Source organism: Croceitalea sp. W27 (assembly GCF_055693185.1).
The window spans coordinates 3,489,213-3,509,048 of sequence record NZ_CM146327.1; the positions used below are offsets into that span (position 1 = coordinate 3,489,213).

Consider the following 19,836-nt stretch of genomic DNA (forward strand, 5'->3'; position numbering starts at 1 on the left):
ACTGTTGAAAACATCTTTTCATATTCTCGGTCTAATGTTCTTCTTTTGTTAGTCTCATAAAAAATATCCTATGATTACCAATACTGAAATCGAAAGAAGGGGCAATCAGCACCCCAATCAAATTACAGAGTTTAGGCAAGATAACGACAAGCTTTATTTTACAACTCAAAACGGGGTGATTTTAGAGATAACGGTAATGCGCGATAGTGTGGTAAGGTTCCGTTACGCTACAGAGCATGTATTTGAACCAGACTTTTCGTATGCAATAAGTGAAAACGTAAGTTTAGGGTATAATGAGTTAGATGTTAAAGAAGAGCCGCCAGAATACGCAATTACCACAGGTAAAATTAAAATTTACGTCAAAAAATCAAATTTAAAAGTCCAGATTACCGATTTAGAGGATAATATCATCAATGAAGATGAGCAAGGCTTTCATTGGGAGGAGAGTTATGACTATGGGGGAAATATTGTAAAAATGAGTAAAGTCACCCAATCTGCTGAAAGTTATTACGGTATGGGTGATAAAGCTTCGCATACAAACCTAAAGGGCAAACGAATAAACAATTGGGCAACAGACTCTTATGCCTACGGCAAAGACCAAGAACCCTTGTACAAATCAATCCCTTTTTATGTAGGGTTGAACAAAAATATTGCATACGGTATCTTTTTTGACAACTCATTTAGAACCCATTTTGATTTTGCCCATGAACGTAGAAATATTACAAGTTTTTGGGCCGATGGTGGAGAAATGAACTATTATTTCTTTTACGGACCTAAAATTTCGCAAGTTGTTGAATCCTATACCAATTTGACGGGTGTACCAGAGCTGCCACCAATGTGGGCCTTAGGATTTCATCAATCAAAATGGAGTTATTATCCAGAGAAAAAAGTTAAGGATATTACCAGTAAATTTCGAGAATTAAAAATTCCATGTGATGCTATTTATTTAGATATCGATTATATGGAAGGCTTCCGTTGTTTTACTTGGGACAATCGTCGTTTTCCAAATCCGAAGAAAATGGTGGACGAATTACAAAAAGATGGGTTCAAGACGGTTACCATGATTGATCCGGGTATTAAGATTGATCGTGATTATTGGGTATACCAACAAGCCATGGATAATGGTTTCTTTTGTAGAAGGGCCGATGGGCCACATTTTAAAGGAAAAGTTTGGCCGGGAGAATGTAAGTTTCCTGATTTTACGAATCCTGAAGTGCGTGAATGGTGGGCAGGTCTCTATAAAGAAATGATTGCCGATATAGGGGTTCATGGGGTTTGGAATGATATGAACGAACCTGCCGTTATGGAGGTGCCTTCAAAAACAGCCAACCTTGATGTAAGGCATGATTATGATGGTCACCCATGTAGCCATAGAAAAGCACATAATGTTTATGGTATGCAAATGGTACGTGCCACTTTTGAAGGTATGAAAAAGTTTACCTTTCCAAGAAGACCTTTTGTGTTGACAAGGGCAGGATACTCTGGTACTCAGCGTTATTGTGCTACATGGACAGGAGATAACGTAGCGACTTGGGAACATTTATGGATAGCCAATGTTCAAATGCAAAGAATGTGCATGAGTGGCTATTCATTTGTAGGTTCAGATATTGGTGGTTTTGCCGAGCAACCTAATGGAGAGTTGTTTGCTAGATGGGTACAATTAGGGGTGTTTCATCCTTTTTGTAGAGTGCACTCGAGTGGTGATCATGGCGAGCAAGAACCTTGGTCCTTTGGGGAAGAGGTTACAGATATCGTAAGAAAGTTTATCGAGCTAAGGTATGAACTGCTACCGTATCTATACACCATGTTTTACAAGTATATCAAAGAAGGTTTGCCTATGTTGCAGTCTTTGGTTTTTTATGATCAAGAAGATGCGCAGACACATTTTAGAACAGATGAATTCTTATTTGGTGAGCAAATATTGGTTTGCCCAGTGCAAGAGCCAAATTCTCAAGGCAGGCGAATGTATATTCCAAAAGGAAAATGGTATAATTATTGGACTGAAGAAGTAGTCGAGGGGGGTGCCGAAAAGTGGGTGTCTGCAGGAATTGATAAGATTCCGCTTTTTATTAAAGAAGGTGCTATGATACCCAAATACCCCGTTCAGCAGTATGTCGGCGAGGTAGAAATAGACCAATTGAAAGTTGATGTATATTTTAAAGACGGTGTTGAAACTTCTACGGTTTATGAAGATCAACAAGATGGGTATGATTATAAAAAAGGGCGTTATAGCCTTCGAAACTTTAAGTTAAAGGGTAAACAAGAAGGGTTGAGCATTCAACAATTTAAAGATGGAAGCTATAGAACGGCATATGAAACGATAAAGCTTCATTTTCATGGATTACCTTTTAAGATAAAGACGATAGAGATAGACAATGATGAAGTTGATTTTAAATCGGTAAAACTCAACGGAAATAACAGTATTGAGATAAGTAAAGACTTTACGTCTTTATATATTTCGGCTAAATAAAATTTTGTAATTTTCTAGTTATAAACACTATACATTATGAGAAAACTTAGTTTAACAATCGCAGTATTTTTAGCTGTTGTGGCTTGTAAAACCAATCCATTTACAGGAAAAAGTACGCTGAATTTTATGCCGAACAGCCAAATTTTTCCAATGGCTTTTGCGCAATATGACCAGTTTTTGACAGAGAACAAGGTGATTACAGGTACTGCAGAATCGCAAATGATTACCAGTGTGGGTCAAAGAATAGCTTCTGCGGCCGAACGGTGGTTAGATGCCAATGGATACCCCGGTTACTTGAACGACTATAAATGGGAATATAATCTGGTAAATGACGAAACCGTAAATGCTTGGTGCATGCCTGGAGGTAAAATAGTTTTTTATACCGGTATTCTGCCAATAACGCAAACTGAAACAGGTGTTGCCGTTGTTATGGGGCACGAGGTTGCCCATGCGCTTGCAGACCATGGAGCGCAGCGTATGAGCGCGGGTATGGTGCAACAACTTGGGGCCGTAGCTGGTAATGTAGCTATTAAAGACCCCAAGGCAAGAAACATATTCAATCAATCGTACGGTATTGGATCTACCGTTTTAGGTATGTTGCCTTTTAGCAGAAGCCATGAAACAGAAGCTGATAGAATAGGTCTTCAAATTATGGCAATTGCAGGTTATAACCCCGACGAGGCTGCGGAGCTGTGGCGAAGAATGAAGGCGAAAAGTGGAGGTCAAGCACCACCTGAATTTATGAGTACCCACCCTTCGAATGATACCAGGATCAACAACTTGACAGCATGGGCTCCTCTAGCAAAACAAGAGGCGGCCAAATTTGGAGTAACTTCATTTAAATAAAGTTGTCAAAAAATAAAAATTAGTAAAAGCTGTTCCTTTCGAACAGCTTTTTTACTTTTATAAATATGACGTCCATCTTAAGTTTAAAAGGAAGTAAAAAGTTATTGAATGCCTGGGCATTTTATGACTGGGCCAATTCGGTATATAGTTTGGTGATTTCATCGGCGATTTTCCCCATATTCTATGGCGCTTTATTCCGTGTAGCCGAGATTGAAAAAGTAACCGTATTCGGGGGCGAAATAGCCAGGGCACCACTGATTAGTTATGTTACTTCAGCCGCTTTCGTTTTTATTGCCATAATTACGCCATTGATTTCAGGTGTTGCTGATTATCTGGGAAATAAGAAGATATTTTTAAAATTCTTTTGTTATCTAGGAGCTGTTTCTTGCGTAGGTTTATACTGGTTTTCATTAGAAAATATTTATTTTGGATTGGCTTGTTATTTCTTCGGTTTGGTAGGTTTTTGGGTAAGTTTTGCTATTAATAATTCTTATCTGCCAGATATTGCTTATCCGGAGCAACAAGATGGTATTAGTGCAAAAGGGTTTTCTCTAGGATATATTGGAAGCGTATTGCTATTGCTTTTTAACTTGAGCATGGTAATGTTCCCTAAGTTCTATGGTTTGGAAGATAGTACAGGTAATCCTGCAGAAATGAAGGCAATGAAGATTTCTTTTGCCACTGTGGGCATTTGGTGGGCCTTGTTTAGTCAATATACTTTTAAACATCTACCAAAGGGTTACAAAAGAGAAGGGGAAAGGCGTAATATTATCTTAAATGGTTTTAAAGAGCTGCAAGGGGTTTGGAAACAACTAGGTACTGAAATAAAACTTAAAAGATATCTCGGTGCTTTTTTTGTTTACAGCATGGCCGTGCAAACGGTAATGTTGATTGCTACTTATTTTGGGGAAGAGGAGGTAGATTGGGGCTCAGACGATTTTAGAACCATTGGTTTAATAGCAAGTATTCTTATTATTCAGGTAATTGCAATTGCTGGGGCATGTTTGACCGCATTTTTATCGAAGAAATATGGAAACATAAAGACATTAATTTGGGTAAATCTCGTATGGGTATTTCTTTGTGTATATGCCTATTTTGTTATAACTCCGACTGATTTCTTCATTGCCGCCGGTCTTGTAGGTATAGTGATGGGGGGTATTCAAGCCTTATCTCGTTCTACTTATTCTAAGTTTTTACCTGAAACTACGGATACCACTTCGTTTTTTAGTTTTTATGATGTTGCAGAAAAAATAGGGATTGTAATAGGTACCTTGATGTATGGTGCCGTGGCCCAAGTAACTGGTAGTATGCGTAACAGTACTATTTTCTTAGGGCTTTTCTTTTTGATAGGGGTATTTTTATTATTGCGGGTAAACAAAAAGCCCCAACTTAAAAGTTAGGGCTTCCTCGCTTATTGATTGATGTGGTTGTTTTTTGATTGTAAAATCTTAATAGCTTGAAATATCGCCAGAACCAGATGTTTTAGTGTCAATCTTCTTAGGATTTCCTTTATAGCTAATATCACCTGATCCAGAAACTCTAGCTTTTAGCATTTGATTGGCGGTAACTTTTATATCCGCAGAACCCGATACTTGTGCAGTAACAAATTCGGCATCTAAATCATACGCCTTTATATCACCAGAACCAGATACCTGTACATCAAGGTCGTTTGTTTTTCCTGATAAGTTCATATCGCCAGAACCAGACATGGTAGCTTCCACAGATTCTGCTTCAATGGATAAAGAAAGATCACCAGAACCAGAAATTCTTGTTTTAAAGTTGTTGGATTTGATTTTGGTCTCGCCCACAACATCTCCAGAACCCGAAAGGGATACCATATCGATAGATTCAACAGGCACGGTAATGTAAATTCCAGAATTCCAGTTTGATGGCTTTAGGTTTACACCTTTTTCGGTTTTAATCACTAGTTTGCCATCTTTTACTTCGGTCTTGATATACTCTAAAAGATTTTCTTCGCCTTTTAGAGTCAACTCACCTTCAGTACCATCTACTAGTTTTACATCGAACCAGCCGGCAACGGCAACGGCATCATAATCTCCAACAGATCTTTCTATGGTTACAGTTTTACCATTTCCTTTTACTCTTTTTCCCCATTGTGCTGTTGCTACAACGGAAAATAATACTAAGCTTAGTGTTGCTAATTTTTTCATGATTGTGTTTTAATTGATTTTAAGTTTAATTTTTATAAAATGATACGCCACCATATTCACTATCAATAGTGACCATATTACCAGAGTTTTCCTTTCCGTAATATCCTTTATAATATTTGTCAGAAGACTTTTCTTTGCTAACATTTATCGTGAAATCATCTTTACCGCTGACCCCGGCATACTCCGTAGATATTTCAAAATCAAAGTTATATGCGGTATCATACCCTATTTTTATACCTGTATAATCTGACTTGATATTCACATTGCCGGCATCTGAGGCTAATTTGTTAATTTTTACGGATCCATAATCTGAAGCCACATCTACGTTTCCATGTACTTCTCCTAATTTTATACTAATGTAATCCCCATTGCCTTGCACGTTTTTCACATTTTTCACTTCCATAGAACCGTAATCGGATTTGTAATCCAAATTACCCATTTCTCCAATAACTGCATTTGTGTAATCTGCCCTAACAGTAAGATTGCCGGCTTTTTCAATTGTAAATCCTGAATAATCGGCTATAATTTCACCGCTATTAATGTAATCGAACGTAGAGCGTGAAGTATAGTCAAAACGCAATTCATTATTTCTTCCATGTAGTTCACCTATTTCCATTTTACCGTAGTCGCAATTAATTTTTGCGTGTCCGTCAATTCTGTCAAGATAAATGTTGCCATAGTCATTATTAAGGCTAACGCTGTTTTTAACAGGCAATTTTATCGTATAGTTTACCTGAACATTGACATTATTACGCTTTCCCCAGTTCCAGCCCCAATTACGATTGTTATCTCCAAAGCGTGTTATAGCAGAAACCATACTACTGCTGTTCTCAAAATCGATATCAATTTCATTTAACCTATCCTGAACTTTTTCTTCATTGTTACCGTTGGTTTTTATATGTACTTCAATCATGATTTTATCTTGATTCCATGACGTAATGTTCAAATTACCGTAACTATTTTTTACCTTAAAAAGAGCATCTGAGTTTACGGTGAATTCTTTTTTAATGGTTTTTTCTTTGGTATACTTTCCTTTAGGTCCGCCCCCGCCTTCAATTGCCATCGCGGTAAAAGGAACCAATAAAAGGCTTAATATGATATATTTAAATTGTAAAGTTCGCATCATTATTTGATTTTAAATTTTTAATGTCTTCTATATTGTTGAGCACTTCTTTTAATAAGTCAATTCTCGTCTGAAAATTGATAATCATTGCATTTAGTATTATTTTACTGTTACCTCCTTTAAGTAAATCTTGTTCTAATTTTTGATAATCTCCTTCAAGTTTATTCAGTTGTAATAGGGTATCATCTACCAATTGTGCAGTTTCAGGTGATTTTTCATTCTTTAACTCTTGAACTTGTTCTTCGATTAAACTTGCAAAATAAAATTCTGTTTTGGTCACCTCAGGAGCAATTTCAACCACTTGTTCTTTTATGGTGGCTTGATTTCCAAAGAATTGAATTCCAAGTAGGCATAGTAAAACTAGGGAAGCGGCTATCGACAAAGGTCTTAACCAATTTCTCTTTTTAGGTGGTATAGCTACTACTCCTCTAGATTGGTTCAGTTTTTCTAAAAACCTTTCTTGATGGTTTTGCTCTGGGCTCTCAAAGTCAAAATCATCTTGCAACCTATCGAATAGAATTTTTATTTCGTCCTTCTCTTTCATAATTACACATTTACATTCAACCTTTTTCTTAGACTTTCTTTAGCTCTTGAAATCGTTGTTCTACAATTTGCATAGCTGATATCCATTATCGTACTGATTTCTTCATAATCGTAACCTTCAATTAAATGTAAGGTCAAAGAAACTCTGTAATTGTCTTTTAAACTTTTCATGGTTTCCATCACTTTTTGAGCCTTCAGCTCAGTATAACCATTATGATCTAAAGCAACTCCGTCATTATCTTCGACCTTGTACAATACTTCATCTAAATCAGAAGTTTGATTCTTCTGTTGTTTTCTGTAATGATAGATACTGTTGTTAATCACAATTCGTTTTAACCATGCCCCGAAGGTAACTTCACCTTTAAATGTATGCAGTTTCATAAACGCGTTTAAAAATGACTCTTGCATTACATCTTCGGCTTCTGCTGTATGTTTTACAATTCGTAAAGCTGTATTGTACATTGCTTTATAATACCGATTGTAAATTTCTAGCTGTGCGCTTTGTTTTCCTTCTAGACACAATTGCAACAATGCGTCAGTATGTTCATTTTTGTGGCTCAAAAAGTGAATGGTTTGTCTTATAGATTAAGCAATTTACTATTTGTTACACTTTCTTTTATTTTTTTTCATTTCTGGTGGCATAACAATTGCACTTAGGTATTTGAATATGATTAATATGTTGTGCTAAGCCCTTTAATTATAGGATTTTAAACTATTAAGGGTATCAAATAGTAAGAATAAAAACTATTTGTTCGATGACATAATGACCGATATAGCTATTATGGGAGAAGTAAAATTCACAAATTTTGACAATATGTCTTTGCAAGGAATTGATGAAGAGGCAGAATTAATACCACTATTGACTCCGGAGGATGAAGAGGAAATGAACAAGGAGACCTTGCCAGAAACCTTACCAGTTTTGCCTTTGCGCAATACTGTACTGTTTCCTGGGGTTGTTATACCTATTACGGCGGGCAGGGATAAATCCATTAACTTGATAAAGGACGCCAATAATGGCAATAAGACCATTGGTGTCGTTTCTCAGAAAGATGCTGAAACTGAAGACCCTGAGGTAAAGGATATAAATACCTTGGGTACGGTAGCCCGCATTTTGAGAGTGCTGCAAATGCCAGATGGTAATACCACCGTTATCATTCAGGGCAAGAAGCGCTTTGAGATTGCAGAGGTACTTACAGAAGACCCATACATGACGGCGACTATTCGTGAGGCTGCTGAGACCAGACCAGACCAAAAGGATAAAGAGTTTTTGGCTATAATCGAATCTATTAAAGATTTAGCTTTTAAGATTATAAAAGATAACCCGAATATACCCAGCGAAGCTACGTTTGCGATCAAAAATATTCAGAGCAATTCTTTTCTAATCAATTTTGTTTCCTCAAACTTAAATCTTGGGGTGGCTGAAAAGCAACACTTGCTCGAAATTCCAGATTTACAAGAACGCGCGTTGGCTACTTTAAAATATATGAATGTTGAGTTTCAGAAATTAGAACTTAAAAACGATATTCAATCAAAGGTCCGCAGTGATATGGACCAGCAGCAACGTGAATACTTTCTTCACCAGCAGATGAAAACTATTCAAGAAGAATTGGGTGGTGTTTCTTATGAAGAAGAGGTTGATGAAATGCGCAATAAAGCCAAGAAAAAGAAATGGGGCAAAAAGGTAAAAGAGCATTTTGAAAAAGAACTCGCTAAAATGCAGCGTATGAATCCGCAAGTAGCGGAGTACTCTATCCAAAGAAACTATCTGGACTTATTTTTAGACCTCCCTTGGAACGAATTTTCAAAAGATAAGTTTGATTTAAAACGCGCAGAAAAAATTCTTGACAGAGATCATTACGGATTAGAAGATGTAAAAAGAAGAATTATAGAGTATTTGGCAGTTTTAAAACTGCGTAACGATATGAAGTCTCCTATTCTTTGTCTTTATGGCCCCCCAGGTGTCGGTAAAACCTCATTAGGAAAATCTGTTGCCGAAGCACTTGGTAGAGAATACGTACGGATGTCTTTAGGAGGACTTCGGGATGAGGCTGAAATTAGAGGTCACCGAAAGACCTATATCGGTGCAATGCCAGGTAGAATAGTACAAAGTCTTAAAAAGGCGGGTACTTCAAACCCTGTTTTTATTTTAGATGAAATCGATAAGCTATCGAATAGCCATCAGGGAGACCCCTCATCAGCTATGTTAGAGGTTTTAGACCCCGAACAGAATAGTGAGTTTTACGACAATTTCTTAGAAATGGGTTATGACCTATCTAAGGTTATGTTCATTGCAACGGCTAACAATTTAGGGTCCATTCAACCAGCTTTGCGAGACCGAATGGAAATTATTAATGTAACCGGTTATACCATTGAAGAAAAGGTGGAAATTGCAAAAAGGCATTTGTTACCTAAGCAGCTTAAAGAACATGGTCTTGAAACGAAACATCTTAAGATTGGAAAGCCTCAAATGGAGAAAATTGTAGAAGGGTATACGCGTGAATCTGGGGTGCGCTCGTTAGAAAAGCAATTGGCCAAAATGGTGCGTTATGCAGCTAAAAATATTGCAACTGAGGAGGAATATGATATTAAGGTAGCCAATGATACTATTGAAAAAGTCTTAGGCCCGGCCCGTTTAGAAAGGGATAAATATGAGAACAATGAAGTTGCAGGGGTAGTTACCGGATTGGCTTGGACAAGTGTCGGTGGTGATATTCTTTTTATAGAATCTATTTTATCAAAAGGAAAAGGTACTTTGAATATAACAGGAAACTTAGGTAAGGTGATGAAAGAATCGGCTACCATCGCATTGGAGTACATAAAATCAAATGCAGATTCTTTTGGAATCAACCCCGAGGTTTTCGAAAAATACAATGTTCATATCCATGTTCCGGAAGGAGCAACCCCAAAAGATGGGCCAAGCGCTGGTATTACCATGCTAACCTCCTTAGTTTCCTTATTTACCCAACGTAAAGTGAAGAAAAGTTTGGCGATGACGGGTGAGATTACCTTACGCGGTAAGGTACTTCCTGTTGGTGGTATAAAAGAGAAGATTCTAGCTGCAAAAAGGGCTCGGATCAAAGAATTGATTCTATGCGAGGACAATAGAAAAGACATTTTGGAAATTAAAGAAGACTATTTAAAGGGACTTACCTTCCATTATGTGAATGATATGAGCGAGGTCATCGACATAGCCATTACGAAGCAGAAAGTAAAAAATGCTAAAAGTCTTTAATTGAGATTACTGTTCGTTCAAGTACTTCGACTTAGCTCAGTATAAACTAAAATCGAGAACTATTTATTTTTATTTTTGAGCGATACCGAAAATCCACAGGCATAAATGAAAAAAATCATTATAGCTATTGACGGCTATTCTTCAACAGGTAAGAGTACAATAGCCAAAAGATTGGCAAATGCGCTTGGTTATGTTTTCATTGATACTGGGGCTATGTATCGAGCGGTAACGCTTTTCGCCTTAGAACATAATTTTATTTCAGATCAAGTTTTAGATAGTGATAGTTTAGTAAATGCCTTATCAGAGATAACCCTTAGGTTCGTTCCCAATTCTGAGTTGGGTAAATCAGAAATGTTTTTGAACGGCGAGAATGTTGAAAAGCAAATTCGTACTATGGATGTCTCAAAGTATGTAAGCAAGGTTGCCGCTATTGCCGGGGTTAGAAAGAAATTGGTAGCCTTACAACAAGAGATGGGGCTTGAAAAAGGTATTGTAATGGACGGTCGTGATATTGGTACAGTGGTCTTTCCCCAAGCGGAGCTAAAGTTGTTTATGACCGCTTCCCCGGAAATACGTGCAAATAGAAGGTATAAAGAATTGTTGGATAGGGGAGAAGATGTGACTTTTGAAGAAGTACTTAGTAACGTACGTGAACGGGATTATATAGACTCCCACAGAGAAATTTCGCCATTAAAAAAAGCTGAAGATGCTATTGAATTTGACAATGGCGATATGGGGCTAGACGAACAGTTCGAAAGGATACATGCTTACACCTTGCGGATTATTGAGACCAAATAAAAAAGACGCCTAATTGGCGTCTTTTCTTTTCTATTATAGTATAGCTTAGATGTTTGGAATCACCAATACTTGATCTGGATGAATCACATCAGGATTCTTCAAAATATTGGTATTTGCCTCAAATATTTTGTTGTATTTCATAGCATCACCATAATAATGTTTGGCTATTTTACTTAAAGATTCTCCGCTTGCTACAGTATGTCTGTGGTAAACCGAATCATCACTTACAGTTATATTTGCCTTAACATCAGACGCACCTTCGCCGCCTAATTGTTTTATTTTATCCCAAAGTAGATCTTTTTCATAAGGGGTATTTGCCTCACCTTTAATTTTAAGAACGCCACCTTCTTCTGATACGTCTCCGTTTTTAATTCCAAGTTGTTGACCTAAATCCAATACACCTTGATATTTTGCTTTAACACTCATAATGTCTTAATTAATTTAATGGTTATTAATATGAAACAATATACTCATAAAAGTCACATTTAGAATTAAATTTTTACTAAACCTGCATAAATTTTGGACGCTATGTCCCATTACTTTGTAGAACAACAAATTAATTGTATTTTTGCACTCCTTTTTGGCGAATATTCAAGAGAAGAAGGGAAACAAAATAATTATAACTACTTCTATAGTCATCGTTTAACTCTTGTACAAACTATAGAATACAAATTTTAATCAGCAAATGGCTGAAGATAAAAAAAGTGCCAAAGCAGCTGAAGCTGTTGAAGCCAAACAAGAAGCTACCGAAACACTACAAGAGGTAGCTGTAAAAGAGGAAACTCCAAAACAAGACCCACAAGAATTTTTAAAAGAGTTTGATTGGGATAAGTACGAAGAAGGTATTGAGCGTGTAGATGACTCTAAATTAGAGGAATTTGAAAAGCTTGTTGCAGAAAACTTTGTAGATACTGCAGATGCCGAGGTTGTTGAAGGTAAGGTAGTTCATATGACCGACCGTGAGGCAATTATAGATATCAACGCAAAATCTGAAGGTGTTATTTCGTTAAACGAGTTTCGTTACAATCCAGATTTAAAGGTTGGAGATACAGTTGAGGTATTAATTGATATCCGCGAAGATAAAACCGGGCAATTAGTACTTTCTCACAGAAAAGCGAGAACAATCATGGCATGGGACCGCGTAAATGCAGCCCATGATAAAGAAGAGATTGTTCAAGGTTTTGTTAAGTGCAGAACTAAAGGTGGTATGATTGTCGATGTATTCGGTATCGAAGCCTTCTTACCAGGTTCTCAAATTGATGTTAAACCAATTCGTGATTACGATCAATACGTAAGCAAAACAATGGAATTTAAAGTGGTTAAAATTAATCACGAATTTAAAAACGTTGTTGTATCGCATAAAGCGCTTATTGAAGCTGATATCGAAGAACAGAAAAAGGAAATCATAGGTCAACTTGAAAAAGGTCAAGTACTTGAAGGTATTGTTAAGAACGTAACTTCTTATGGTGTCTTTATTGATCTTGGTGGCGTTGATGGATTAATCCATATTACAGACTTATCATGGAGTAGAATCAACCACCCGAACGAGGTTGTTGAGCTAGACCAGAAGTTAAATGTGGTTATCCTTGATTTTGATGACAATAAATCTAGAATTCAACTAGGTCTTAAGCAATTAGAGAAACATCCATGGGATGCTCTTGGCGATGAGATTAAAGTTGGTGACAAAGTAAAAGGCAAAGTAGTCGTTATTGCCGATTATGGAGCATTTATTGAAGTTGCCGAAGGTGTTGAAGGTTTGATTCACGTTTCTGAAATGTCGTGGTCTACTCATTTAAGATCTGCACAAGACTTTGTAAAGGTTGGTGATGAGGTAGAAGCGGTAGTTCTTACGCTTGATAGGGAAGACAGAAAAATGTCTCTAGGTATCAAGCAAATGACTCCAGACCCATGGACTGATATCACATCTAAATACCCTGTAGGATCTAAGCATAAAGGTATTGTTAGAAACTTTACCAACTTTGGTGTTTTTGTTGAAATGGAAGAAGGTATAGATGGTTTAATTTATATTTCTGATCTTTCTTGGACCAAGAAAATCAAACATCCTTCAGAATTTGTAAATGTTGGTGATACTTTAGAAGTAGAGGTTCTTGAGTTAGATGTTGAAGGAAGAAAACTAAGCCTAGGTCACAAGCAGACAACTGAAAACCCTTGGGACAAATATGCAGATGAGTTTGCTGAAGGTACACTTCACACAGCAGCGGTAACCGATATTGTAGATAAAGGTGCGACTGTAGTCTTTAATGAAGATATTACTGGTTTTATTCCATCGAGACACATGGAAAAAGAAGACGGTAAGAAAATCACTAAAGGAGAAGAAGTTGAATTTAAGATTATTGAATTCAATAAAGACTTCAAACGTGTCGTAGCTAGTCATACTGCTTTGTTTAGAGAGCAAGAAGAACGCAACATAAAAGCGGCCAAGAAGAAAATGGCTGCATCAGCAGAGGAATCAGCAACCACTTTAGGTGATGCTAACTCAGCATTACAAGCGTTAAAAGACAAAATGGAGGCAGACGCCAAAAAATAGTCTTTTAGATATATTTTTTTTAAAAGCCCTTGATGAATAATCAAGGGCTTTTTGTTTCTATGCATTCTGCTTATAAAGAATTGTGTATTTTTGTAGCCCAAACGATTCGGGAGTTTATGAGTCAAAAAGTACTGCTTTCCGCCAAAGAAATTCATATTATACTTCACCGTTTGGCTTGTCAGTTGTTAGAAACCCATTTAGATTTTACAGATACTGTTTTAATAGGAATTCAGCCTAGGGGAGTTTACTTAGCTAGGCGACTTACAGAAATCCTTGAAAAAGATTATAAAGTCAAAAACATTAAGCTAGGCTCTTTAGATATTACATTTTATAGAGATGATTTTAGAAGAGGAGATAAAATTCACGAGGCCAACAAAACCAAGATTGACTTTTTAGTAGAAAATAAAAAAGTGGTTTTTATAGATGATGTGCTATATACCGGTAGAAGTATAAGAGCAGCTTTAACCGCAATACAGTCTTTTGGTAGACCAGAAGAGATAGAACTACTGACCTTAATTGACAGAAGATTTAGTAGACACTTGCCCATACAGCCTAATTATAGAGGCCGACAGGTAGATGCAATTAATGATGAAAAAGTAAAGGTGATGTGGAAAGAGAACGATGGAGAGGACACTGTTTATCTTATAAGGGAGTAAAAAATGAGTGAATTAAGTGTAAATCATTTACTAGGTATAAAATATCTCAACAAGAAAGATATTGACCTGATTTTTGAAACCGCTGATCATTTTAAAGAGGTTATTAATAGGTCTATTAAAAAGGTACCTACTTTACGTGATATTACCATAGCCAATATCTTTTTTGAGAATAGTACGCGTACAAAACTTTCGTTCGAATTGGCAGAGAAAAGACTTTCGGCGGATGTTATTAATTTTTCGGCGTCACAATCTTCGGTAAAGAAGGGTGAAACCCTTATCGATACGGTAAATAATATTTTATCAATGAAAGTTGATATGGTGGTGATGCGCCACCCTAATCCGGGAGCGGGGATATTTCTTTCAAAACATGTTAAGGCCTCTATTATCAATGCAGGAGATGGTGCGCACGAACATCCTACACAAGCCCTGTTGGATTCTTACTCCATAAGGGAAAAACTAGGCGAGGTTGCCGGCAAAAATATAGTCATAGTTGGTGATATATTACACTCTAGAGTAGCGCTTTCAAATATTTTTGCTTTAAAATTACAAGGAGCCAATGTAAAGGTTTGTGGTCCGAAAACTTTAATTCCCAAGCATATTAAATCGCTGGGGGTTGAAGTAGAAATGAACTTGAAAAAGGCCTTGGAATGGTGTGATGTGGCCAATATGTTACGTGTGCAAAATGAGCGTATGGATGTAAGTTATTTTCCAACGACAAGAGAATATACGCAGCAGTTTGGCGTGAATAAGGCTTTGTTGAATAGTCTTAAAAAAGAAATCGTAATTATGCACCCTGGCCCCATAAATCGTGGTGTAGAAATTACCAGCGATGTGGCAGATTCAAATCAATCTATTATCTTAGAGCAAGTAGAAAACGGTGTTGCCATACGTATGGCGGTTATCTATTTATTGGCTTCTAAAATTAAGTGATATGATTTTTGACAAAGAAGGTACAACTACCATAGTTTTTCAAGAAAATATTTCCTTGAGTAAATTTTTGATGAATCTTAACAATGCCTATGACAGATTAGTGCATGACCATATTATAATTAATCTCTTTTCATTTGATGCCTTGAATGCAAATGATGTTTTAGAGTTTTTAGAACTATCAAACAAGCATAGGGCATCTAAAAAATCATTTGTTTTGGTCACAGAAAAAGTTTCTTATGATGAAGTGCCCGATGAAATTTGTGTAGTGCCAACGATACAAGAAGCAAAAGACATCATTGAAATGGAAGAAATAGAGCGAGACCTAGACATATGAGGCTCACTATTTTAGGCTGCTATTCCGCAACCCCACGTTCGCTTACCAATCCAACTTCCCAACTATTAGAAATTAGAAACCATATGTTTTTGATTGACTGTGGCGAAGGAACTCAAGTGCAATTGCGTAAACAGAAATTAAAGTTTTCCCGTATTAAGCACGTTTTTATATCACATTTGCATGGGGATCATTTTTTTGGATTACCTGGGCTGGTTTCAACTTTTCGTCTTTTGGGAAGAGAATCAGAGTTACATATTTACGGCCCCAAAGGAATTAAGGAAGCAATTACACTATTGTTGAAGCTCGGGGATTCATGGACTAATTATCCTTTGCTTTTTCATGAGTTGAACTCTAAAGAATCGGAACTAATTTTTGAGGATGATAAAGTTTCCGTGCGAACAATTCCCCTAAATCATAGAGTATATACCAACGGTTTTTTGTTTGAAGAAAAACTGGCACCTCGAGTTCTCGATGTTGAGGCGGTAGCCAAGTACGGTATCGATAAAAGTGAGTTTCGTAATATTAAAAATGGTAAGGCTGGTACGGCCAAAAGTGGAGAATCCATTTTAAATTCAGATTTGACTTTAGACCCTCCAAAACCTAAAAGCTACGCTTTTTGCAGTGATACTGCCTATAAGGAAGATATCGTGCCTTTAATTAAAAACGTAGATTTACTTTATCACGAGTCTACTTTTTTAGAAACCGAAGAACATCTATGTGCCAAAACAAAGCATTCAACGGCTTCTGCAGCTGCTAGAATTGCAAAAATGGCGAGAGTAGACAAGTTGGTATTAGGCCACTATTCCACAAGGTACAAATCCTTAGAACTTTTTAAGGAAGAAGCACAGCCTATTTTTAGTAATGTAGAGTTGGCAGAAGACGGTAAGGTTTTTGAAATATAATATTATACTCTGTCTCTTTTAATTTTATCATTTCCTTTCTTTTGTTGAACTTTGAAGTACTATGGAAAAAGACTTAGGTGATTACAGAAAATCGTATGAGAAGAGCGAGTTAAATGAAGCTTCAGTTCTTGAAAACCCGATAGAGCAGTTTCAAAAATGGTTTTATGAGGTAGAAAAATCAAATGGCGTTGATGAACCCAATGCAATGACTATTTCCACTATTGGTTTGGACGGTTTTCCAAAGAGCAGGGTGGTTTTAATGAAAAAGTATACCCATGAAGGTTTTATTTTTTACACCAATTACCAAAGCGAAAAAGGTAGGGCCCTAGAGAATAATCCATCTACATGTTTATCATTTTTTTGGCCTATTTTAGAGAGACAGGTAATCATAAAAGGTAGCGCCGAGAAAATAGCGGAGAATCTTTCCGATGGTTATTTTGAGTCTCGCCCTTTCGGCAGTAAACTTGGGGCAATAGTTTCTGAGCAGAGCCAAGTGGTGGCGTCACGAGAGATTTTAGAAAAGCGTTTGGCAGCGCTGGAAAAGAGTTATGAGGGCAAAGAAGTGGAACGACCTGAGAATTGGGGCGGGTATATCGTAAAACCGATTTCAATTGAATTTTGGCAAGGTAGGCCCAATAGACTTCACGATAGAATACGATATACATTGCAAAAAGACCTTAACTGGAAGATTGAACGCTTACAACCTTAGATTTTATGAAAACAATATTTTTTGTTAGACATGCAAAATCTTCATGGGAATACCAAGTTAAAGACATCGATAGACCTTTAAAAGAAAGAGGTGTAAATGATGCACATTTGGTTTCTAACGCTTTAAAGACGAACCATATCAAAATTGATTATGCTTTTTCGAGTCCGGCAAATAGGGCATTGCATACCTGTACGATTTTTTTGAGAAACCTAAATTTTGATTTGAGCAGATTATCGGTGAGCCATGATTTATATGACTTTTCTGGAGAGGGTGTATTAAATTATTTAAAACAAATATGCAATACTAACCAAACCATTTTGCTTTTTGGTCATAATTATGCTTTGACAACACTTGTAAATACGCTTGGAGATAGGTATATTGAAAATGTTCCCACATCAGGATTGGTGCAGATTGATTTTGAAGCAAAAAACTGGAAAAAAATAACAAAAGGGAATACAAAACAAGTTATTTTTCCAAAAGAACTACGATAGAATGACGAAACCTCAAAACGAGTATGTAAACAGAGAAATTAGCTGGTTACATTTTAATTATAGGGTGCTTCAAGAAAGCGCTGACAAGAATGTGCCTTTAATAGAAAGATTACGTTTTCTAGGAATTTTCAGTAATAACTTGGATGAGTTTTTCAAAGTACGCTATGCCACGGTAAAACGAATTGTCGAAGCGGGCAAAAGTGGTAAAAGTGTTCTTGGGGGAGAAAAGGCCAAAGACCTTTTAGAAGAAATTACACAAGTGGTAATCAAACAACAATCAAAGAGTTTAGAAATACTCAAAAAAATTGAAGCCGAACTTGCTACAGAGAATATTCATATCATTGACGAGACCGAGGTTTCAGAGAAGCAAGCAGAATTCATAAAAGATTATTTTTTAAGAGAGGTAAATCCAGAATTGATAATTATCATCTTAAACAGTTTAGCACAGTTTCCAACGCTAAAAGACACTGCGGCATACCTCGCCGTAAAAATGGTGTTGAGAAAAGAACAAGGGGGATTCTTAAAGCGTAAAACCGAAATGCAGTACGCTCTAATTGAAATTCCGAAAGGTATTGATCGCTTTGTTGAGCTGCCGAAAGAAGACGGAAAGAATTTTATTATAATTCTAGATGATTTAATTCGACTTTGTTTAGATGACATATTCACCATGTTCGATTATGAGGAGATTTCTGCCCATATGATCAAGATTACCCGAGATGCAGAATTAGATATTGACAACGACTTGAGCAAGAGTTTTATAGAGAAGATTTCTTCTAGTGTTGAGCATAGAAAAATAGGAGATCCTGTAAGGTTTGTTTATGATAAAAAGATTAGAATAGACACCTTACGCTTTCTTAAGGAAAAGATGAACATTGAAGAGACGGATAGTGTGATTCCTGGTGGGCGTTATCATAATCGTAGAGATTATATGGGTTTCCCCAGTTTAGGAAGGACTGATTTGTTATATGAAAAAATCACATCTCTCCCAGTAAAAGGTTTAGGTTTAGAAGGCAGCATTCTTGAGAAAATTGCTCAAAAAGACTTTTTAATTTATACGCCTTATCATACCTATTCATACGTAATTAAGTTTTTAAAAGAAGCGGCTTTAGACCCCTTTGTAAAGTCCATACAGATTACGGTATATCGATTGGCCAGTAATTCGCAGGTTGCGGCTGCACTCATAAATGCGGCTAAAAACGGAAAACAAGTAACTGTTCAAATAGAATTACAAGCGCGTTTTGATGAGCAGGCCAATATTGAATATGCCAATCAATTACAGGAAGAAGGTATAAAACTAATATTTGGTATTCCAGGACTAAAAGTACACAGCAAAATATGTCTGATAGAACGTATAGAGGGAAATAGCACCAAACGTTATGGATTTGTTAGTACCGGTAACTTCAATGAGTCTACGGCAAAAATTTATACCGATTACACCTTGTTCACGGCGCATGATGCAATACTAAAAGAACTTCAAAAGGTTTTTGGTTTTTTTGAAACTACCTATAAAATAAATAAGTACAAGCATCTTATTGTATCGCCACATTATACCAAAAACGTTTTTACCAAACTTATCGATAATGAAATTGCTAATGCAATAGTGGGTAAAGAAGCATTCATAAAGATCAAGATGAATAGTTTTACTTCTTATAAAATGGTTGATAAGTTATATGAAGCAAGTAGGGCCGGGGTAAAGATACAATTGATTATTAGGGGTATATGTTGTTTGATTCCGGGTGTTGAAGGTATGAGTGAAAATATTGAGGCCATAAGTGTGGTAGATAAGTTTTTAGAGCATCCTCGATTATTCATTTTTGGAAATGATGGCAACCCAAAGGTATATATATCTTCTGCGGATTGGATGACACGGAATTTAGACTATAGAGTAGAAGTCGGTTGCCCAATATATGATGAAGATGTAAAACAGGAATTATTGGAGACTTTTGAAATTTCTTGGAATGATAATGTTAAAGCACGGGTTTTTTCTTCAAAACAAGATAATGCCTATAAAGATGACGATAAACCCAAAGTGCGGTCACAGTTCGCCTTGTATGATTACTATCAGAAAAAACTTGAGGAGTAG

At 36.6% G+C, this 19,836-nt stretch carries 18 protein-coding genes; 13 read left to right on the plus strand and 5 right to left on the minus strand.

Features of this window, described 5'->3' with window-relative positions:
• Window positions 1-70: 70 nt before the first annotated feature.
• From ACZ1GR_RS15845 to ACZ1GR_RS15855, 3 genes are all read left to right on the plus strand, one after another.
• A complete protein-coding gene (locus tag ACZ1GR_RS15845; protein WP_472609839.1) occupies window positions 71-2,470 on the plus strand; it encodes a glycoside hydrolase family 31 protein in 2,400 nt (799 codons plus the stop codon).
• A gap of 36 nt (window positions 2,471-2,506) precedes the next feature.
• Window positions 2,507-3,316 (plus strand): M48 family metallopeptidase, encoded by an 810-nt coding sequence (locus ACZ1GR_RS15850; RefSeq protein WP_377767769.1) that lies wholly within the window; start codon window positions 2,507-2,509, stop codon window positions 3,314-3,316.
• Between the two features lie 65 nt (window positions 3,317-3,381).
• Window positions 3,382-4,716, plus strand: coding sequence for an MFS transporter (locus tag ACZ1GR_RS15855; protein WP_472609840.1), 1,335 nt, complete (start codon window positions 3,382-3,384; stop codon window positions 4,714-4,716).
• A 48-nt stretch (window positions 4,717-4,764) separates the two neighbouring features.
• Here ACZ1GR_RS15855 and ACZ1GR_RS15860 read toward each other — a convergent pair whose 3' ends face one another.
• From ACZ1GR_RS15860 to ACZ1GR_RS15875, 4 genes are read right to left on the minus strand one after another with little or no spacing between them, the layout of a single operon-like run.
• A complete protein-coding gene (locus tag ACZ1GR_RS15860; protein WP_472609841.1) occupies window positions 4,765-5,487 on the minus strand; it encodes a head GIN domain-containing protein in 723 nt (240 codons plus the stop codon).
• A 25-nt stretch (window positions 5,488-5,512) separates the two neighbouring features.
• Complete coding sequence (locus tag ACZ1GR_RS15865) at window positions 5,513-6,610, minus strand: DUF4097 family beta strand repeat-containing protein (protein ID WP_472611828.1); 1,098 nt, start codon at window positions 6,608-6,610, stop codon at window positions 5,513-5,515.
• Window positions 6,591-7,154 carry a hypothetical protein gene (locus ACZ1GR_RS15870; protein ID WP_472609842.1) on the minus strand — a complete coding sequence of 188 codons (564 nt, stop codon included), beginning with the start codon at window positions 7,152-7,154 and terminating at the stop codon, window positions 6,591-6,593. The genes ACZ1GR_RS15865 and ACZ1GR_RS15870 overlap by 20 nt, the downstream gene beginning before the upstream one ends.
• Before the next feature lie 2 nt (window positions 7,155-7,156).
• A complete protein-coding gene (locus ACZ1GR_RS15875; RefSeq protein ID WP_472609843.1) occupies window positions 7,157-7,714 on the minus strand; it encodes an RNA polymerase sigma factor in 558 nt (185 codons plus the stop codon).
• 220 nt (window positions 7,715-7,934) lie between these two features.
• Here ACZ1GR_RS15875 and lon point away from each other — a divergent pair, with 220 nt between their 5' ends.
• Together lon and cmk are read left to right on the plus strand one after the other, a co-directional pair.
• Window positions 7,935-10,385: an endopeptidase La gene (lon, locus tag ACZ1GR_RS15880; RefSeq protein WP_472609844.1), complete on the plus strand. Its 2,451-nt coding sequence runs from the start codon at window positions 7,935-7,937 to the stop codon at window positions 10,383-10,385.
• A gap of 105 nt (window positions 10,386-10,490) precedes the next feature.
• Window positions 10,491-11,183: a (d)CMP kinase gene (gene cmk / locus ACZ1GR_RS15885; protein ID WP_472609845.1), complete on the plus strand. Its 693-nt coding sequence runs from the start codon at window positions 10,491-10,493 to the stop codon at window positions 11,181-11,183.
• Window positions 11,184-11,228: 45 nt separating this feature from the next.
• Here cmk and ACZ1GR_RS15890 read toward each other — a convergent pair whose 3' ends face one another.
• A complete protein-coding gene (locus ACZ1GR_RS15890; protein ID WP_339335371.1) occupies window positions 11,229-11,609 on the minus strand; it encodes a LysM peptidoglycan-binding domain-containing protein in 381 nt (126 codons plus the stop codon).
• Between the two features lie 259 nt (window positions 11,610-11,868).
• Between ACZ1GR_RS15890 and rpsA the strand changes: the two genes are divergently transcribed.
• The 8 genes from rpsA to ppk1 all read left to right on the plus strand — a co-directional run bounded on the left by rpsA (window position 11,869) and on the right by ppk1 (window position 19,836).
• Complete coding sequence (rpsA, locus tag ACZ1GR_RS15895; RefSeq protein ID WP_472609846.1) at window positions 11,869-13,731, plus strand: 30S ribosomal protein S1; 1,863 nt, start codon at window positions 11,869-11,871, stop codon at window positions 13,729-13,731.
• A gap of 116 nt (window positions 13,732-13,847) precedes the next feature.
• A complete protein-coding gene (gene pyrR / locus ACZ1GR_RS15900; RefSeq protein ID WP_472611829.1) occupies window positions 13,848-14,387 on the plus strand; it encodes a bifunctional pyr operon transcriptional regulator/uracil phosphoribosyltransferase PyrR in 540 nt (179 codons plus the stop codon).
• A 3-nt stretch (window positions 14,388-14,390) separates the two neighbouring features.
• Entirely contained in the window at window positions 14,391-15,317 is a 927-nt protein-coding gene (locus ACZ1GR_RS15905) for an aspartate carbamoyltransferase catalytic subunit (protein ID WP_472609847.1), read from the plus strand.
• Window position 15,318: 1 nt separating this feature from the next.
• Window positions 15,319-15,651 (plus strand): ribonuclease Z, encoded by a 333-nt coding sequence (locus ACZ1GR_RS15910; RefSeq protein WP_472609848.1) that lies wholly within the window; start codon window positions 15,319-15,321, stop codon window positions 15,649-15,651.
• The gene (locus ACZ1GR_RS15915) at window positions 15,648-16,553 is read left to right on the plus strand and encodes a ribonuclease Z (protein WP_472609849.1); all 906 of its coding nucleotides are present in this window, start codon (window positions 15,648-15,650) and stop codon (window positions 16,551-16,553) included. Before ACZ1GR_RS15910 ends, ACZ1GR_RS15915 begins: the two co-directional genes overlap by 4 nt.
• 61 nt (window positions 16,554-16,614) lie before the next feature.
• Complete coding sequence (gene pdxH / locus ACZ1GR_RS15920) at window positions 16,615-17,262, plus strand: pyridoxamine 5'-phosphate oxidase (protein WP_472609850.1); 648 nt, start codon at window positions 16,615-16,617, stop codon at window positions 17,260-17,262.
• Between the two features lie 5 nt (window positions 17,263-17,267).
• Complete coding sequence (locus tag ACZ1GR_RS15925; RefSeq protein WP_472609851.1) at window positions 17,268-17,753, plus strand: SixA phosphatase family protein; 486 nt, start codon at window positions 17,268-17,270, stop codon at window positions 17,751-17,753.
• A 1-nt stretch (window position 17,754) separates the two neighbouring features.
• Window positions 17,755-19,836, plus strand: coding sequence for a polyphosphate kinase 1 (gene ppk1 / locus ACZ1GR_RS15930; RefSeq protein ID WP_472609852.1), 2,082 nt, complete (start codon window positions 17,755-17,757; stop codon window positions 19,834-19,836).

Excerpts from the sequence above, each read along its gene's own strand:
- lon (WP_472609844.1), top strand. The coding sequence starts at position 7,935 with ATGGGAGAAGTAAAATTCACAAATTTTGACAATATGTCTTTGCAAGGA.
- pyrR (WP_472611829.1), top strand. The coding sequence starts at position 13,848 with ATGAGTCAAAAAGTACTGCTTTCCGCCAAAGAAATTCATATTATACTT.
- ACZ1GR_RS15890 (WP_339335371.1), bottom strand. The coding sequence starts at position 11,609 with ATGAGTGTTAAAGCAAAATATCAAGGTGTATTGGATTTAGGTCAACAA.
- ACZ1GR_RS15865 (WP_472611828.1), bottom strand. The coding sequence starts at position 6,610 with ATGCGAACTTTACAATTTAAATATATCATATTAAGCCTTTTATTGGTT.
- ppk1 (WP_472609852.1), top strand. The coding sequence starts at position 17,755 with ATGACGAAACCTCAAAACGAGTATGTAAACAGAGAAATTAGCTGGTTA.
- ACZ1GR_RS15910 (WP_472609848.1), top strand. The coding sequence starts at position 15,319 with ATGATTTTTGACAAAGAAGGTACAACTACCATAGTTTTTCAAGAAAAT.
- ACZ1GR_RS15915 (WP_472609849.1), top strand. The coding sequence starts at position 15,648 with ATGAGGCTCACTATTTTAGGCTGCTATTCCGCAACCCCACGTTCGCTT.
- ACZ1GR_RS15870 (WP_472609842.1), bottom strand. The coding sequence starts at position 7,154 with ATGAAAGAGAAGGACGAAATAAAAATTCTATTCGATAGGTTGCAAGAT.
- ACZ1GR_RS15905 (WP_472609847.1), top strand. The coding sequence starts at position 14,391 with ATGAGTGAATTAAGTGTAAATCATTTACTAGGTATAAAATATCTCAAC.
- ACZ1GR_RS15850 (WP_377767769.1), top strand. The coding sequence starts at position 2,507 with ATGAGAAAACTTAGTTTAACAATCGCAGTATTTTTAGCTGTTGTGGCT.
- ACZ1GR_RS15925 (WP_472609851.1), top strand. The coding sequence starts at position 17,268 with ATGAAAACAATATTTTTTGTTAGACATGCAAAATCTTCATGGGAATAC.
- ACZ1GR_RS15855 (WP_472609840.1), top strand. The coding sequence starts at position 3,382 with ATGACGTCCATCTTAAGTTTAAAAGGAAGTAAAAAGTTATTGAATGCC.
- rpsA (WP_472609846.1), top strand. The coding sequence starts at position 11,869 with ATGGCTGAAGATAAAAAAAGTGCCAAAGCAGCTGAAGCTGTTGAAGCC.
- pdxH (WP_472609850.1), top strand. The coding sequence starts at position 16,615 with ATGGAAAAAGACTTAGGTGATTACAGAAAATCGTATGAGAAGAGCGAG.
- ACZ1GR_RS15860 (WP_472609841.1), bottom strand. The coding sequence starts at position 5,487 with ATGAAAAAATTAGCAACACTAAGCTTAGTATTATTTTCCGTTGTAGCA.
- ACZ1GR_RS15845 (WP_472609839.1), top strand. The coding sequence starts at position 71 with ATGATTACCAATACTGAAATCGAAAGAAGGGGCAATCAGCACCCCAAT.
- cmk (WP_472609845.1), top strand. The coding sequence starts at position 10,491 with ATGAAAAAAATCATTATAGCTATTGACGGCTATTCTTCAACAGGTAAG.